The organism is Paraburkholderia sp. CHISQ3, from assembly GCF_030464945.1.
Classification (GTDB): Bacteria; Pseudomonadota; Gammaproteobacteria; order Burkholderiales; family Burkholderiaceae; genus Paraburkholderia; species Paraburkholderia megapolitana.
In genome coordinates, this window is record NZ_JALPRG010000004.1 from 360,603 (window position 1) to 375,861 (window position 15,259).

Sequence of the window (15,259 nt, forward strand, 5' to 3'; positions counted from 1 at the left end):
ACCCTGCAGCAATGACGCTCCCGTTTTCCACTGTCCGCGATCTGCTGCGTTTCGCCGTATCGCGTTTCAACCAGGCCGGGCTCGCGTTCGGTCACGGCTCCGCTAACGCCTACGATGAAGCGGCCTACCTCGTGCTGCACACGCTGCATCTGCCGCTCGATCTGCTCGATCCGTTTCTCGACGCACGCCTCGCGCCCGCTGAAATCGACGCGGTACTGAACGTGATCGAACGGCGCGCAACCGATCGCATCCCCGCTGCGTATCTCACGAAGGAAGCGTGGATGCACGGCTATCGCTTCTACGTCGACGAACGCGTGATCGTGCCGCGCTCGTTTATCGGCGAGTTGCTCGCAGATGGGTTGCAGCCATACGTAGCCGATCCGGAACAGGTCGGCGCCGTGCTCGAGCTGTGCACCGGTTCTGGCTGCCTCGCGATCCTCGCGGCGCACGCGTTCCCGAACGCGGACATCGACGCTGTCGATCTGTCCGCGCCGGCACTCGAAGTCGCAGCGCGCAACGTGCACGACTACGAACTCGACGAGCAGATCGTGCTGTTCGAAGGCGACCTCTACGCACCGCTGCCCGAGCGACGCTACGACGTGATCATCACGAACCCGCCGTACGTCAACGCTCAATCGATGCAATTGCTGCCGCCCGAGTACCGCCATGAACCGGAGATGGCGCTCGCAGGTGGCGCGGACGGTATGGATCTCGTGAGGCGCATCATCGGTGCGGCGCGCGAATGGCTGACCGATGAAGGCGTGCTGGTCGTCGAGATCGGCAACGAGCGCGAACACGTCGAGGCTGCATTTGGCGGGCTCGATCTCGTGTGGCTGACGACGAGCGCCGGCGACAACAACGTGTTCCTGATCCAGGCGGCCGACCTGCCGGTCTGAGCGGGATCGAGTGGTCGTTAGTGGTCCCGCGTAGTCCGGTCGTCATCTAACCCGACCGCTACTCGCGTGGCTTCGGTAAGATGAGCGTCATCCGCCGACCGGCCGTGCACGTCATGCGCGAGCCGGCCCGGCCAACCCGCGCCCGCCTATGCCACTCGATTTACTTCACCTCGGCCCGCTCGTCCTGCTCGCCCATCTGCTGGGCATCGCGGCCGCGTGCCACGCAATCCTGCATACCCGCACGTCCCAAGGCGCGATTGCGTGGGCGGTGTCGCTGGTCGCGATGCCGTATCTGACAGTCATCCCGTATCTGTTTCTCGGTCGCAGCAAGTTTGCCGGCTACGCCGATGCGCGCCGCATCGAGAACGAAACGCTGCGCTCGCGGGCACATCCGCCGGAGTGGGACACGCGCGCTTCATCGGCTGGCGCGCCGACCGATGCGCTCGGCCACAGCCTCGTGCGCTCGCTCACGCATCTCGGCGGCATGCCGTTCCTGCCGGGCAACACGGTGCGTACGCTCGTCAACGGTGAGGCGACGTTCGCGGCAATTCTCGATGCGATCGAAAGCGCGCAGCACTACATCGTCGTGCAGTTCTTCATCGTGCGTGCCGACGCGCTCGGCGAAATGCTCAAGGAAGCGCTGATCACAAAAGCAGCCCAGGGCGTGCGCATCTACTTCCTGTACGACAGCATCGGTAGTTTCGATCTGCCGCATCGCTATGTCGCAGCGCTGCGTTCGGCCGGGGTCGAGATGCATCCGTTCGCGACCAACCGGCGCTTCGTCAATCGCTTCCAGCTCAACTTCCGCAATCATCGCAAGATCGTCGTGGTGGACGGCAAGCGGGCGTTTGTCGGTGGGCACAATGTCGGCGTCGAGTATCTCGGCGCGAAGCCGCCGCTTTCGCCGTGGCGCGATACGCATATCGAAGTGCGCGGACCCGCGGTGGCGAGCATCCAGTTCGTCTTCACCGAAGACTGGTACTGGGCGACGCAGCAGTTGCCGGCGCTCGAGATGCCGCCGTTCGAAGCCCCCACCGAAGGCATGCATTGCCTCGTCATGCCGACCGGCCCCGCCGACCGCTTCGAAACCTGCTCGCTGTTCTTCGTCGAAGCGATCAACGCGGCACGTATGCGCATCTGGATCACGACGCCGTATCTGGTGCCCGACGAAGCCGTGCTATCCGCGCTGCGGCTCGCCGTGCTGCGCGGCGTCGACGTGCGCATCCTGATCCCGAGCCGGCGTGACCATCGTGTCGTGTTCGCCGCGTCGACGCTGTATGCGCACGACGCCGTGTGCAGCGGCATCCGGGTGTTCCGCTACCGGCCAGGCTTTCTGCATCAAAAGGTGGTGTTGATCGACGATGTGGCCGCGGCGATCGGCAGCGCGAATCTCGACAACCGCTCGTTCCGGCTCAACTTCGAAATCATGGTGCTGACTGTCGATCGCGAATTCGCCGCCGAGGTCCATGCGATGCTGATGCGCGACTTCGCGGAATCGTTCGAGATCGATCGGAACGAATACAAAAAAGCGCCGGCGTGGCGGCGCATTGCGATGCACGTGGCGCGGCTGTTTGCGCCGATCCTCTGACCGACGCGGCTGTTTGCGCCGCTATTTGCGCCGGTCCTGTCGCCGCGCCGTTCGCTACAGCAGCTTTTCGATATCGGCCTTGATTGCTTCTGGCTTCGTCACTGGCGCGTAGCGCTTGATGACGTTACCACTGCGGTCCACCAGAAACTTCGTGAAGTTCCACTTGATCGCCCCGATGCCGAGCAACCCCGGCGCCTCCGACGTCAAGTACCGGTACAGCGGATGCGCGCCCGCCCCGTTCACATCGATCTTGTCGAACATCGGAAACGACACGCTGAACTTCTGCTCACAGAAGCTGCCGATCTGCGCCGCATCGCCGGGCTCCTGCTTGCCGAACTGGTTGCACGGAAAGCCCAGCACTTCGAGTCCACGTTCCGCATATTCGCCGTACAGCGCCTGCAGGCCCTGGTATTGCGGCGTGAAGCCGCATTCGCTCGCCGTGTTGACGATCAGCAGAACCTTGCCGCGATACTGTTCGAGGCCGATCGTCTCGCCGCCGAGCGTGCGAGCCGAGAACTCATAGACCGATGCCGTATTTTTTCCCATGAAGTCCTCTCCTGAAGTCCTGCGATGAAAGCGCACAGTCTAAGCGAAATGTTCCGCTGAGACTGTCGGGTAACTGCTTGCCAGCCCACGCCATACTCCCCAACCGCCGCACAGTCTAAAATAGCGACTTTCTCCGCTCCGGTCCGACGTTCCTGTGATCCGCTTCACTCAGTTCAGCCTTGCCCGCGGCACCAAGCCGCTCTTCGACCAGACCACGTTCACTCTCAATCCCGGCGAGAAAGCCGGCCTGATCGGGGCGAACGGCGCCGGCAAGTCGACCCTGTTCGCCGTGCTGCGCGGCGAACTGCATGCGGATGCCGGCGACTTCTCGCTGCCACCCTCGTGGCGCATCGCGTACGTCGCCCAGGAAACACCCGCAGTCGATCGGACCGCGCTCGCCTACACGCTCGACGGCGACACTGCCCTGCGTTCGATTGAAGCGCGCATCGCCGCAGCATCGGCTGCACACGACGGCGCCGCCGAAGCCGACGCACATGCCGCGTTCGCCGACGCAGACGGCTACACCGCGCCCGCGCGCGCCGAGACGCTGCTGCTCGGCCTCGGTTTCACGCTCGACCAGACGCGCGAACCCGTCAGCAGTTTCTCGGGCGGCTGGCGCATGAGGCTGAACCTCGCGCAGGCGCTGATGTGTCCGTCCGATCTGCTGCTGCTCGACGAACCGACGAACCACCTGGACCTCGATGCGATCGTCTGGCTCGAAGACTGGCTGCATCGTTATGCGGGCACGCTGATCGTGATCTCGCACGATCGCGAATTCCTCGATTCGATCTGCGACGTCACGCTGCATCTCGAGAACCAGCAGGTGAAGCGTTACGGCGGCAACTACTCGCAGTTCGAAATCCTGCGCGCGCAACAGCTCGCGCTGCAGCAGAGCGCGTTCGAGAAACAGCGCAAAACCATCGAGCACTTGCAGAGTTTCGTCGATCGCTTCAAGGCGAAGGCTACGAAGGCGCGCCAGGCGCAGAGCCGCGTGAAGGCGCTCGAAAGAATGGAGCTGATCGCGCCGGCTCACGCGTCGTCGCCGTTCACGTTCGAGTTCCGTACGCCCGATTCCGCGCCGAACCCGATGCTCGTGATGGAAGACGTGCGCTGCGGCTACCACGCGGACGATGGGAGCGAGATTCCGATCGTCGGGCAGGTCACGCTGTCGATCCAGAACGGTCAACGCATCGGCCTGCTCGGTGCAAACGGCCAGGGCAAGTCCACGCTGATCAAGACGCTGGCCGGCACGCTGACGCCGCTAGGCGGCGACGTGCGCGAAGGCAAAGGGCTGCGGATCGGCTACTTCGCACAGCATCAGCTCGAAACGCTGCGCCCCGACGACACGCCGCTGCAACATCTCGCCCGGCTTGCGCCCGATACGCGCGAACAGGAATTGCGCGATTTCCTCGGCGGTTTTAATTTTCCCGGCGAGATGGCGAGCGCACGGATCGCGCCGTTCTCGGGCGGCGAGAAGGCGCGCCTCGCGCTGGCGTTGATCATCTGGCAGAAACCGAATCTGCTGCTGCTCGACGAACCGACCAACCACCTCGACCTCGAAACGCGTCACGCGCTGACCATGGCGCTCGCGCAGTTCGAGGGCACGCTGATTCTCGTGTCGCACGATCGGCATCTGCTGCGCGCGACGACCGACCAGTTCATGCTGGTGGCAAAGCATCGGCTGCAACCGTTCGACGGCGATCTCGACGATTACCGCGACTGGCTGCTGCAACACGCGGCCGAACAGCGCGCGGCAGTGAAGGCCGGTAACGCGGAACCGGACGCCGGCGACTCGGCGCCGAATCGCAAGGAACAGCGGCGGCTCGAAGCGGAAACGCGGCAGAAGCTGGCGCACCTGAAAAAACCGCTGCAGACGCGCATCACAAAGATCGAGAAGGAAATGGACGCGCTCAACGCGGAGCGCGCGACGCTCGATGCATTCGTCGCCGACGCGGCCAGCTACGAGCCTGCCCACAAGACCCGCCTGACCGATTCGATCCGTCGCCAGGCCGAAGTGAATGCGCGCCTTGCCGCACTCGAAGCCGAATGGCTCGGTGCGCACGAGGAACTTGAACAGATCGGCTAGCGGCACCATGCGAGGTCCGCGCCGGCATCGATGAGAGGTTTGCCTTGTCTGCTTCGCCTGACTCGTCTGTCTCATCTTCACCTACGGTTGCTCCCGCATTGCAAGGACTGCGCGTACTCGATCTGACGCGCCTGCTACCCGGCCCCGTTGCCACGTTGCGGCTCGCGGAACTCGGCGCCGAAGTGCTGAAGATCGAAGCGCCCGGCGAAGGCGATGCAACGCGCACGATGATGCAGAGTTCAAGCGATCGCGCCGCAGGTCGGCCCGGGGCGTTCTACCGCCTGGTCAATCGCGGCAAACGCGAGATGCGGCTCGATCTGAAGTCGGAGGCGGGACGCACGGTGCTGTGCGCACTGGCGCGCGAAGCGGATGTGCTCATCGAAAGTTTTCGGCCCGGTGTGATGGACCGGCTGGGCGTCGGTTTCGAGGCGCTGCATGCGCTCAATCCCAAGCTCGTCTATTGCGCGATCAGCGGTTATGGGGCGACAGGACCGTTCACGCAGCACGCGGGCCACGATCTCAACTACATCGGCTACGCGGGCGTGCTCGAACAGCTCGCGGACCGCGACGGCGCACCCGTCTTGCCGAACTTCCAGATCGCCGACCTGCTCGGCGGTGCACTGAGCGCGGTCACGCAGATACTTGCAGCGCTGTGGCACGTCGCACGCGGCGGCGATGGGCGTTTCGTCGACGTCTCGATGACGCATGCGAGCTACGCGCACAACGTCGTGGCGCAGATCGCGCTCGCCAACGACGGCACCGCGCCGCCCGCTGGCGGTGGACTGCTGAATGGCGGCGTGCCCTGCTACAACCTTTACCGCACACTCGATGGAAGGTGGCTCGCGGTCGGTGCGCTCGAACTGAAGTTCTGGGAGACGTTGTGTACTGCGCTCGGCCGGCCCGACTGGGCAACGCGGCACTGGAGCCTCGGACAGGCGATCGGCGGCCCCGATGCGCACGCGCTGACGCGGGAACTCGCGGCGGTCATTGCCGGCAATTCGCTGGAGGACTGGGTGACGTTGCTGGAGCCGCTCGACTGCTGCGTATCGCCGGTGTTGACGGCGGCGGAAGCGGCACGGCATCCGTTGTTTGCGCCGGTGCTTGCGCAGGAAGCGTCAAAGGATGCCGGGTAAGGCGAAGCGAGAGCTTCACCGCTCCGCTCACCGCCGCGGCAACGTCTGCCGCTGGGAAGGCCCGTCGTCGATCAGCGTGTGCTTGCGCCCTTGCACGTGCTGGCGGATGGTGGCCCGCACCTGGTCCGCGGTCACGTCTTCCGCAACCACGCGGCGCGAGATCTGCCCGGTTTCGTCGATCCACTCGACGATCCGGCAGCCGCCGCCCCACGGCGCCCGGATGGGCGGAGATACCCGGCAGCCGCGCAGGCTCGCGAGTCGATCGGTCGCGGTTTCATGAGGCTGTTTCAAGACGTCATCCTTTCCGCTGCGGGTGGGATTACACACCCGGCCAGAATAGGGAAAACGTGTAGCAGCTTGGTTACAGTTCGTCTCGCGATATTTACGACGGATTACATCGCGCATACACCCGCGGCGCGCGGCTATTCGAGTGTGCGGACCCGGTCGATGGCCTGTTCGATGCGCTCGACCGCGATGACCTGCAGCCCGTCGATCGGCTGCTTCGGCGCATTCGCCTTTGGAATCAGCGCAATCGAGAAGCCGAGCTTCGCCGCTTCCTTCAGACGCTCCTGACCGCGCGGCGACGGCCGGATTTCTCCCGCGAGCCCGACTTCGCCGAAAACGACGAGGCCCTTCGGTAGCGGTTTGTTACGCATTGACGAGTGGATTGCGAGCAATACCGCGAGGTCGGCTGCGGGCTCGGTGATCTTCACGCCGCCTACCGCATTCAGGAACACGTCCTGATCGAAGCAGGCAATACCGGCGTGCCGATGCAGCACTGCAAGCAGCATCGCGAGACGGTTCTGCTCGAGTCCCACCGCAAGACGCCGCGGGTTCGGCGCGTTCGCCGAATCGACCAGTGCCTGCACTTCGACGAGCAGCGGCCGCGTGCCCTCTTGCGTCACGAGCACGCACGAGCCGGGCACGATCTGTTCGTGCTGCGAGAGGAACAGCGCCGACGGATTGGCGACGCCGCGCAGGCCGCGCTCGGTCATTGCGAACACGCCGAGTTCGTTCACCGCGCCGAAGCGGTTCTTGAACGCGCGCACGAGCCGGAACGACGAGTGCGTATCGCCTTCGAAATACAGCACGGTGTCGACGATGTGTTCGAGCACGCGCGGACCAGCGAGGTTGCCCTCTTTCGTCACGTGGCCGACCATGATGATCGCCGTGCCCGATTGCTTGGCGATACGCGTGAGCTGCGCCGCGCATTCGCGCACCTGCGCAACCGAACCCGGCGCGGACGTCAGCGCCTCGGAATAGATGGTCTGGATCGAATCGATGACAGCGACGTCGGGCCGTTCGGCATCGATGGTCGCCTGGATTTTTTCGAGCTGGATTTCGGCGAGCAGCATCAGTTCGCTCGCCTGCACGTCAGTTTCGAGCAGCGACAGCCGCTGTGCACGCAGCGCAATCTGCGCCGCCGATTCTTCGCCGCTCACATACAGCGCGCGCCGCTCGTTCGAGATTGCGGCAAGCGATTGCAGCAGCAATGTCGATTTACCGATGCCCGGATCGCCGCCGATCAGCACCACGCCGCCCGGCACGAGCCCCCCACCCAGCACGCGATCGAACTCGCCGACACCGGTCGAAAAGCGCGGCACATCCGATGCCTGGATATCTGCGAGACGCTGCACCGGTGCATTCTTCGCGAGCGACTGGAAGCGATGCGTGCTGGCCTGCTCCGCGACGCCTTCGACCAGCGTATTCCATGCCCCGCACGCGGGACATTGTCCTTGCCACTTGGGCGCCTGCCCGCCGCATTCGGTGCAGGTGTACAACGTTTTTTGTTTAGCCACGCGCCTTCCGATCTTCTGACCCAATGCCCCGCAAGAAACTCACGCGGCGCTTATTCGGCGCGCACCGGCACGCGCTGCGCGACCGCGCACGTCAGCTCGTAGCCGATCGTGCCGGCGGCCTGCGCGACATCGTCGACCGACAGCGCCGTACCCCACAGTTCGACGCGCGAGCCGACGCCGGCATTCGGGCACGGCGTGAGGTCGACGGTAATCATGTCCATCGATACACGGCCGACCACCTGCGTGCGCACCCCGTCGACGATGACCGGCGTGCCTTCGGGCGCGAGCCGCGGGTACCCGTCCGCATAACCGCACGCGATCACGCCGATGCGCATCGGCCCCTGCGCGGCAAACCTCGAGCCGTACCCAACCGTCTGGCCCGCACCGAGCGATTGCACTGCGATCAATTCGGAGGCTAGCGTCATGGCGGGCTGCAAGCCGGTGTCGGCAATGTCGCTGTGCACGCCAGTCGGCGAACCGCCGTACAGGATGATGCCGGGGCGCACCCAGTCGAAATGCGCCTCGGGATGCCACAGCGTCGCCGCCGAATTCGCGAGGCTACGCGCGCCGGCAATGCCTTCGGCGCCGCGCTCGAAGGCCGCCATCTGGTGCGCGATGCCACGCTCGGCGTCGGCGTCGGAGAAATGGGTCATCAACGTGATCTGGCCCACGCCCTGGCACGCGCGCGCGCGTTCCCACGCGCTGCGGAATCGCTCGGGCGTGTAGCCGAGGCGATTCATGCCGCTGTTCATCTTGAGCTGGATGTTGACTGGCTTAGAGAGGCGCGCCATTTCGAGCATGCGCATCTGTTCGTCGGAATGCACCGCGGTGGTGAGGCTATAGCGGTCGATCACGTCGATATCGGTGGGACGGAAAAAACCCTCGAGCAGCAGGATCGGACCCGCCCAGCCCAGCTCGCGCAACTTCACCGCTTCTTCGAGGTCCAGCAGGCCAAAACCGTCGGTTGCACGCAAACCGGGGAACACGCGCGCCAGACCGTGGCCATACGCATTAGCTTTGACGACTGCCCAGATTTTCGACTTCGGCGCATAACGACGTGCGACAGCGAGATTGTTGGCGAGAGCAGCGGTATGAATCGTGGCAAGAAGGGGGCGCGGCATGAGAAATTTTCGTAAAGACGCTTGCGAATCAGCAGCTTACTGGACGTTTTCAGTGCGTCGAGAGCCCGCTGGGCGGTGCGATCAAGGATTTTGCTAGTCCGAATGCGAGTATTTTCATGTTATAAAGCCGTGCGCACAACCCATTTCGAACGGAATAAGCCCGGACGCAGAACACGTGTCCGGGGCGGACGGACCGCAGCGAGGACAGCATCGCATCAGATGAAAAAAGGTTTTTACACCATTATGGCCGCGCAGTTTTTTTCTTCGCTGGCCGACAATGCGCTTCTGATCGCTGCTATTGCACTGCTGAAAGATCTCCACGCCCCGAACTGGATGACGCCGCTGCTCAAGTTGTTCTTTGTGCTGTCGTACGTCGTGCTGGCGGCTTTCGTGGGCGCCTTCGCCGACTCCCGCCCCAAAGGCCGGGTCATGTTCGTGACCAACACGATCAAGGTGCTCGGCTGCATCGTGATGCTGTTCGGTGCGCACCCGCTCATTGCCTACGGCATAGTCGGCTTCGGCGCCGCGGCTTACTCGCCGGCCAAGTACGGCATACTCACCGAACTGCTGCCGCCTGACCGGCTCGTCGCCGCGAACGGCTGGATCGAAGGCACGACCGTCGGCTCGATCATTCTCGGTACGGTGCTTGGCGGTGCGCTGATCAGCCCACACATCGCGGCGCACGTCATGAAGCACACCCCTGCGAGCATCGGCACGCCCGCCGAAGCCGCGATGCTCGTGATCATCTCCATCTACATCATCGCTGCGCTGTTCAATCTGGGCATTCCCGATACCGGCGCCCGCTACCCGCGCCAGGAGCGCGGGCCAATCAAGCTCATCACCGACTTCGCCGACTGCTTCACGATTCTCTGGCGCGACAAGCTCGGGCAGATTTCACTCGCCGTCACGACGCTCTTCTGGGGCGCGGGCGCGACGTTGCAATTCATCGTGCTGAAGTGGGCCGAGGTATCGCTCGACATGTCGCTGTCACAGGCTGCGATCTTGCAGGCGGTCGTCGCTGTCGGTGTCGCCGTAGGCGCGATGATCGCCGCAGCCAAGGTGCCGTTGAAGAAGTCGCTCTCGGTGCTGCCGGTCGGCGTCATCATGGGCATCGCGGTGATGCTGATGGCGTTCTATACCAAGCATCTGTTTCCCGAGCACTGGGGCATCTATTTCGGTCGTATGCATGTGCCGGGCTACCTGCTCGTCGCGTATCTGTTCCTGATGGTGGTCGGCGGGCTGTCGGGCTTCTTTGTCGTGCCGATGAACGCGCTGCTGCAACATCGCGGGCACGTGCTGCTGTCGGCGGGACACTCAATCGCGGTGCAGAACTTCAACGAAAACCTCTCGGTGCTCGTCATGCTCTGCCTGTATGCGGTGCTCGTCTGGCTCGACGTGCCGGTCGGGGTCGTGATCGTGCTGTTCGGCACGTTCGTGTGCCTGATGATGTGGGTTGTGATGCGGCGTCACCAGGCGAACCAGCGCGCCTTCGACTCGGTCGCCTTGATCGGCGAAATGCGCCACTGACAGTTCTACATGGCGGTGTGCGGCACGCGCCCTCGCCGCCCTGTAGCGCCGCCATAGTGTGCGGTCCGCACCGGCCCTTCTTATTTCACGCTTTCCGATGACACACGCGATTCCCAACGTCCTGACCATCGCCGGCTCGGACTCCGGCGGAGGCGCCGGCATCCAGGCGGATCTCAAGGCATTCTCGGCGCTCGGTGCTTACGGTGCGAGCGTCATTACCGCGCTCACCGCGCAGAATACGCGCGGTGTCACCGCCATTCATACGCCCGACGCGGGCTTCGTCACCACACAGCTCGATGCCGTGTTCGACGACATCCGCATCGATGCGGTGAAGATCGGCATGCTCGCCAACGCGCAGATTGCGCGCGCCGTTGCCGACGCGCTGCGGCGCTATCGGCCGAAGCACATCGTGCTCGATACGGTGATGATCTCGAAGAGCAACCATGCGCTGCTCGCCGCCGATGCGGTCGCCGCAGTGCGCGACGAACTGCTGCCGCTCGCGAGCCTCGTCACGCCGAATCTGCCGGAAGCGGCGGCATTACTTGGCGAAGCCGCCGTTACCGATGAAGCCGGCATGATTCGCCAGGGCGAAGCATTGCGCGCGCTGGGCGCACAGGCGGTGTTGATGAAGGGCGGTCACCTCGCCGCAGCGGACAGTCCCGACTGGCTGATACAGGAGAGCGGCACGTTACGGCTGGGCGGTCCGCGGGTGCCGGTGAAAAACACGCACGGCACCGGTTGCACACTGTCTTCCTCGATTGCGGCACTGGTCGCGCAACGCGACGACCTCGCGAGCGCAGTCGCCGAAGCAAAGGCGTATCTGACGGGGGCACTGCAGGCAAGCGATCAGCTCGATGTCGGCTCCGGCGTTGGGCCGGTACATCACTTCTATCGGTGGTGGTGAGCGCGTCGTTGTAATCGTGGCGCACGTGGTTCGATCGACTTCAGTAACGCCCGCCTGATCGTTGCGTTGCCGACACCCGCGCGCACGCCATCGTTCGCCGTCACTCGCGCGCAAACACCAGCGCACGTGCGGGCCACGTATCCGGCACCACGAAGCCGCGCGACCGTTCGCACCAGCGCCCATTTCCATCGACGTCGAACCCCGCCACCATGGTCGGCCCGGTGTGCTGGGTCAGCCGCGGCGCGAGCTGCGCCGCGTCGGTCATTTCCGCAACCGCCGGCTCGGCGGGCTGATAGCGTCGCGGCGCAAGCCATTCGAGACGCGGCAGCACGCGCCACTTCGGAGCATGCGCAGCGGCAAAAGCGGGCCAGTCGGTGCGTGTCGCCCACCAGCCGCGCAGATGCGCCGGATCGAGTTCGACGGGTTCGTCTGTTGCCTCGTCTGTTGCCTCTTCCCCTGCTCCCCGCACGATCGATCTTTCATACGCATCCACCGGCTGATCGGCTTGCTGCCGGTAGAACAACCAGCCCTTGACCAGCATCTGCGCATCCCACGGTCCCACATGCCCTAGCGACGCGAACTCCTCGCGCGCGCTGAGCGGCAACTGATGCCCAAGCAGATGCGCGAGCTTGCGATCGAAGCGGTCCTGCAGGTTCGGGCCGACATAGTCGGCAAGCAATGCGCGACCATCGCCGGCGTGCAGATAGCACTTCACGGCCAGCTCCCAGTGCAGCCGCCGGCCGTCGTTCGTTTCGACGAGAAAATCGCATTCGCCGAGCGTGACACCCGCGCGCCGCAGCGCGATGTTCGCCGCGACGAGCAGCGCGACCGGTCCGTTTTGCAGAAACCATACGAGCAGCGTTTCGGCGTACCGGCCGAGACGTGTGACGTGTGCATCGGCGATCGCGCGATGCAATGTACCCGCGGCACCCGCGGCACCCGCAGCGCCCGCATCCGCGTCGAGCGCGCGCAACCAGTCGAGCGTCTGCGCCGCCTGAACGGCCGTGCCCAGCGGTTGCGCCAGCACGCCGACGGGCAGTTGCGCACGCAGCAGCGAGGGACTGTGCAGCAGCCAGGCCAGATCGCGCAGCATCGGATCGGTGAGCATGTCGAACGCATCCGCCCATGCGTCGCGCCGCGCATCGTGACCGGCCACTGGTGCCGGCGTCGCCATCAGTGCTCCGTCGGGTCTGCCGCGCGACCCAGGGTATCGCGCGCGAGACACAGATCGGCCCACGATTTCGCCTTGTCGTGCAGACTGCGCAGCAGATACGCCGGGTGATACGTGACGATGACCGGCACGCCCTCGTACGCATGCACGCGGCCGCGCAGCGACGAGATGCTCGCATCGGTTTTCAACAGGCTTTGCGCGGCGAAACGGCCGAGCGCCACGATCAGCTTCGGCTTGACGAGCGCAACCTGGCGCTGCAGATACGGCTCGCAACGCGCGACTTCGTCGGGCTCGGGATTGCGGTTGCCGGGCGGCCGGCACTTGATCACGTTGGCAATGTAGACGTTCTTGTCGCGCGCCAGATCGAGCGAGCGCAGCATGTTGTCGAGCAGCTTGCCGGCCTGACCCACGAACGGTTCGCCCTGGCGGTCTTCGTTCTCGCCGGGTGCTTCGCCGACCAGCATCCAGTCGGCCTCGCGATCGCCGACGCCGAACACGGTCTTCGTGCGTTTTTCGCAAAGGCGGCAGCGTTCGCAGGCGGATACGCGCTCGCTCAATGCGTCCCAGTCGAGCGTGGCGACTGCGGCTTGCGCCGGTTCTTCCTGACTGGCCTGGTTGGCGTCGCTGGTGCCGGGCTGCTGCTTTCGTTGCTGCGGAGGCGTCGAGGGCAGGTCGTCGAACCAGGCGAAGTCGTCGTCGGGTGGCGGCGGTGCTTGGGCCGAAGCAGCGGGCGTGCTGCGTACGTTGCGGGCGTCCAGCCGGTCCGATGCCTTGTCGGTGCTTCGCGTGCTTCCGGTGCTCGCACCGTGCGCCGGCGTGCCTGTCTGCGACTCCACGACCACGGCCGGCGCATCGGCGATGCGCCCCGCCTGTGGCTCGATCGTCCCGGCAGATACCGCACGTTCAATCGACGCACTGTCGCGTCGCAACCCGGCAGACGCAGCAGGTTCCGTCGATGCACTATCGCGTCCCATCCCGGCAGACGCAGCAGCCTCCGTCGGCGCACTCCCGCGCCTCACCCACTGGGTCGCGAGCCCGAGTTCTTCCAGCGCGGATTCATGCAGCGCCATCTGCGCCCTCCTCTGCAAACGAAAAACGCATCACGATGGCGTCCTCCCGGCCGCGATGACGCGCCGGATAATAGTTTTTGCGCCGGCCGATCGTCGCAAAGCCGAAGCGCTCGTAGAGCCGGATGGCCCGATGATTCGACGGCCGTACTTCGAGCAGCAAGCCGTCGAGCTTTTCCGTGCGCGTCACACGCACCGCTTCGCGCAGCAACGTAAGTCCCGCCCCCGCGCCTTGCGCAGCCGGCGCAACGCACAGGTTCAACAGATGCATCTCGTCGACGACCGGCATCAGCACGCAGTAACCGAGCAGCGTACCGGTGACATGTCGCAGGCAAATGCCGAGGTACCCATTGCGCAGCGAATCCTCGAAATTACCGCGGCTCCACGGAAATTCATAGGCGACTTTTTCGATGGCGGCGACTTCGTCCAGATCGCCCTCGGTCATCGGCGAAACGTAGCGGTCCGCGAGCAGCACGCCGCTCATCGCGTGCCCTCGCCTCGCACGGCTTTCGGCTGCGCGCTGACCGATTCAGTAGAGACCGGCACCGCGGTTGCTCCGGCGGCTTGCGCCGCTTTTGCCGCCATCCGTTCAACCGTTGTCTGCGCAACCTTGTTGCGCACGTACTCGGGTGCCGCCTGGTCGGCCGGCACGGTGCGCCCGGCGCGAAACGCGCGCAGCGCGGCGAACGCGACCGGCACGGCGTGCGGCAACGCTGCACCGTCGACCACGCGCGCCGCGTCGCGCGCCGGCAAACGCACGCCGAACACAGCGGCTGCATTCCCTGCGAGCGTGAACGGCGCATCGGGCAGGCCGACCTGACCGGGTGCATCGAGCGATGCCGCATGCACCGTGCGCCATTCACCCTGCGCTTCGTCCCACGCGTAGTCGGCCCAATAGACCTCGTCCATGCGCGCATCGAGCGCCACGAGCACGCGCGCCGCCGATGGATCGCGCGAACGCGCACTCTCCGCGCAGGCGAGCAAGGTGCTGACCGGCACCACCGGCCGGTCAAGCCCAAACGCGAGGCCCTGCGCGACGCCGGTCGCGGTCCGCAAACCGGTAAACGAGCCCGGCCCGGCACCGAACGCAATCGCATCGCAGGCGGAAAGCGCTAGCCCCGCCTCCTCGAACAGCTCGCGGATGGCCGGCAAAAGCCGCGCACTGGACACCGCGCCGGTCGCTTCGTGGCGCACCCAGATGAGCGGATCGGAGGAAGTTGAAGTACCGGTAGGGGTAACAGACGCCGTGAAGGCGGACAGCAACGCGACCGAACAGAATTCGGTCGACGTATCGAGGGCAAGCAGCACAGTTCGAGTCATGGCCGCTATTGTAATGCGGCGCCTTGAATCGCCGGATGCCTGCCGTACCGGCGCGCGGCCCGGCTGGTTTGGAAGAATCGCTCCAGCCGCCGCCGGGCCGC

The 15,259-nt window shown here is 65.0% G+C and carries 14 protein-coding genes; 6 read left to right on the forward strand and 8 right to left on the reverse strand.

Annotation, left to right across the window (positions count from 1 at the left end):
* Positions 1-11: 11 nt before the first annotated feature.
* Positions 12-896, forward strand: a complete 885-nt coding sequence (prmB, locus tag M0D65_RS11515) for a 50S ribosomal protein L3 N(5)-glutamine methyltransferase (RefSeq protein WP_266252780.1) — start codon at positions 12-14, stop codon at positions 894-896.
* Positions 897-1,044: 148 nt separating this feature from the next.
* The gene (cls, locus tag M0D65_RS11520) at positions 1,045-2,484 is read left to right on the forward strand and encodes a cardiolipin synthase (protein WP_266252781.1); all 1,440 of its coding nucleotides are present in this window, start codon (positions 1,045-1,047) and stop codon (positions 2,482-2,484) included.
* 54 nt (positions 2,485-2,538) lie between these two features.
* On the opposite strand, the gene M0D65_RS11525 is transcribed toward cls, so the two are convergent.
* Positions 2,539-3,030 carry a glutathione peroxidase gene (locus tag M0D65_RS11525; protein ID WP_266252782.1) on the reverse strand — a complete coding sequence of 164 codons (492 nt, stop codon included), beginning with the start codon at positions 3,028-3,030 and terminating at the stop codon, positions 2,539-2,541.
* Positions 3,031-3,184: 154 nt separating this feature from the next.
* Between M0D65_RS11525 and M0D65_RS11530 the strand changes: the two genes are divergently transcribed.
* Together M0D65_RS11530 and M0D65_RS11535 are read left to right on the forward strand one after the other, a co-directional pair.
* The gene (locus M0D65_RS11530) at positions 3,185-5,116 is read left to right on the forward strand and encodes an ATP-binding cassette domain-containing protein (RefSeq protein ID WP_266252783.1); all 1,932 of its coding nucleotides are present in this window, start codon (positions 3,185-3,187) and stop codon (positions 5,114-5,116) included.
* Positions 5,117-5,214: 98 nt separating this feature from the next.
* Positions 5,215-6,249: a CaiB/BaiF CoA-transferase family protein gene (locus M0D65_RS11535; RefSeq protein WP_266252784.1), complete on the forward strand. Its 1,035-nt coding sequence runs from the start codon at positions 5,215-5,217 to the stop codon at positions 6,247-6,249.
* A gap of 27 nt (positions 6,250-6,276) precedes the next feature.
* On the opposite strand, the gene M0D65_RS11540 is transcribed toward M0D65_RS11535, so the two are convergent.
* The 3 genes from M0D65_RS11540 to alr form a co-directional block, all read right to left on the reverse strand.
* A complete protein-coding gene (locus M0D65_RS11540; RefSeq protein WP_177228292.1) occupies positions 6,277-6,540 on the reverse strand; it encodes a DUF2866 domain-containing protein in 264 nt (87 codons plus the stop codon).
* Between the two features lie 131 nt (positions 6,541-6,671).
* Positions 6,672-8,048, reverse strand: coding sequence for a DNA repair protein RadA (gene radA / locus M0D65_RS11545; protein WP_096716661.1), 1,377 nt, complete (start codon positions 8,046-8,048; stop codon positions 6,672-6,674).
* A 50-nt stretch (positions 8,049-8,098) separates the two neighbouring features.
* Complete coding sequence (gene alr, locus M0D65_RS11550; RefSeq protein ID WP_266252785.1) at positions 8,099-9,169, reverse strand: alanine racemase; 1,071 nt, start codon at positions 9,167-9,169, stop codon at positions 8,099-8,101.
* Between the two features lie 219 nt (positions 9,170-9,388).
* Here alr and lplT point away from each other — a divergent pair, with 219 nt between their 5' ends.
* Both lplT and thiD read left to right on the forward strand, forming a co-directional pair.
* Positions 9,389-10,696, forward strand: coding sequence for a lysophospholipid transporter LplT (gene lplT, locus M0D65_RS11555; RefSeq protein ID WP_091013927.1), 1,308 nt, complete (start codon positions 9,389-9,391; stop codon positions 10,694-10,696).
* 97 nt (positions 10,697-10,793) lie between these two features.
* A complete protein-coding gene (gene thiD, locus M0D65_RS11560) occupies positions 10,794-11,600 on the forward strand; it encodes a bifunctional hydroxymethylpyrimidine kinase/phosphomethylpyrimidine kinase (RefSeq protein ID WP_266252786.1) in 807 nt (268 codons plus the stop codon).
* Positions 11,601-11,700: 100 nt separating this feature from the next.
* On the opposite strand, the gene M0D65_RS11565 is transcribed toward thiD, so the two are convergent.
* From M0D65_RS11565 to tsaB, 4 genes are all read right to left on the reverse strand, one after another.
* Positions 11,701-12,708 (reverse strand): DUF1853 family protein, encoded by a 1,008-nt coding sequence (locus tag M0D65_RS11565; protein ID WP_266252957.1) that lies wholly within the window; start codon positions 12,706-12,708, stop codon positions 11,701-11,703.
* Positions 12,709-12,773: 65 nt separating this feature from the next.
* On the reverse strand, positions 12,774-13,841 hold the full coding sequence (locus M0D65_RS11570) for a uracil-DNA glycosylase family protein (protein ID WP_266252787.1): 1,068 nt from the start codon (positions 13,839-13,841) through the stop codon (positions 12,774-12,776).
* The gene (gene rimI / locus M0D65_RS11575; protein WP_091013940.1) at positions 13,828-14,322 is read right to left on the reverse strand and encodes a ribosomal protein S18-alanine N-acetyltransferase; all 495 of its coding nucleotides are present in this window, start codon (positions 14,320-14,322) and stop codon (positions 13,828-13,830) included. Before rimI ends, M0D65_RS11570 begins: the two co-directional genes overlap by 14 nt.
* Positions 14,319-15,158 (reverse strand): tRNA (adenosine(37)-N6)-threonylcarbamoyltransferase complex dimerization subunit type 1 TsaB, encoded by an 840-nt coding sequence (tsaB, locus tag M0D65_RS11580; RefSeq protein WP_266252788.1) that lies wholly within the window; start codon positions 15,156-15,158, stop codon positions 14,319-14,321. Before tsaB ends, rimI begins: the two co-directional genes overlap by 4 nt.
* Between the last annotated feature and the right edge of the window lie 101 nt (positions 15,159-15,259).

Bases quoted from the DNA above. Each gene is read 5' to 3' on its own strand.
- prmB (WP_266252780.1), top strand. From the start codon at position 12: ATGACGCTCCCGTTTTCCACTGTCCGCGATCTGCTGCGTTTCGCCGTA.
- cls (WP_266252781.1), top strand. From the start codon at position 1,045: ATGCCACTCGATTTACTTCACCTCGGCCCGCTCGTCCTGCTCGCCCAT.
- M0D65_RS11525 (WP_266252782.1), bottom strand. From the start codon at position 3,030: ATGGGAAAAAATACGGCATCGGTCTATGAGTTCTCGGCTCGCACGCTC.
- alr (WP_266252785.1), bottom strand. From the start codon at position 9,169: ATGCCGCGCCCCCTTCTTGCCACGATTCATACCGCTGCTCTCGCCAAC.
- lplT (WP_091013927.1), top strand. From the start codon at position 9,389: ATGAAAAAAGGTTTTTACACCATTATGGCCGCGCAGTTTTTTTCTTCG.
- thiD (WP_266252786.1), top strand. From the start codon at position 10,794: ATGACACACGCGATTCCCAACGTCCTGACCATCGCCGGCTCGGACTCC.
- M0D65_RS11565 (WP_266252957.1), bottom strand. From the start codon at position 12,708: ATGCTCACCGATCCGATGCTGCGCGATCTGGCCTGGCTGCTGCACAGT.
- M0D65_RS11570 (WP_266252787.1), bottom strand. From the start codon at position 13,841: ATGGCGCTGCATGAATCCGCGCTGGAAGAACTCGGGCTCGCGACCCAG.
- rimI (WP_091013940.1), bottom strand. From the start codon at position 14,322: ATGAGCGGCGTGCTGCTCGCGGACCGCTACGTTTCGCCGATGACCGAG.
- tsaB (WP_266252788.1), bottom strand. From the start codon at position 15,158: ATGACTCGAACTGTGCTGCTTGCCCTCGATACGTCGACCGAATTCTGT.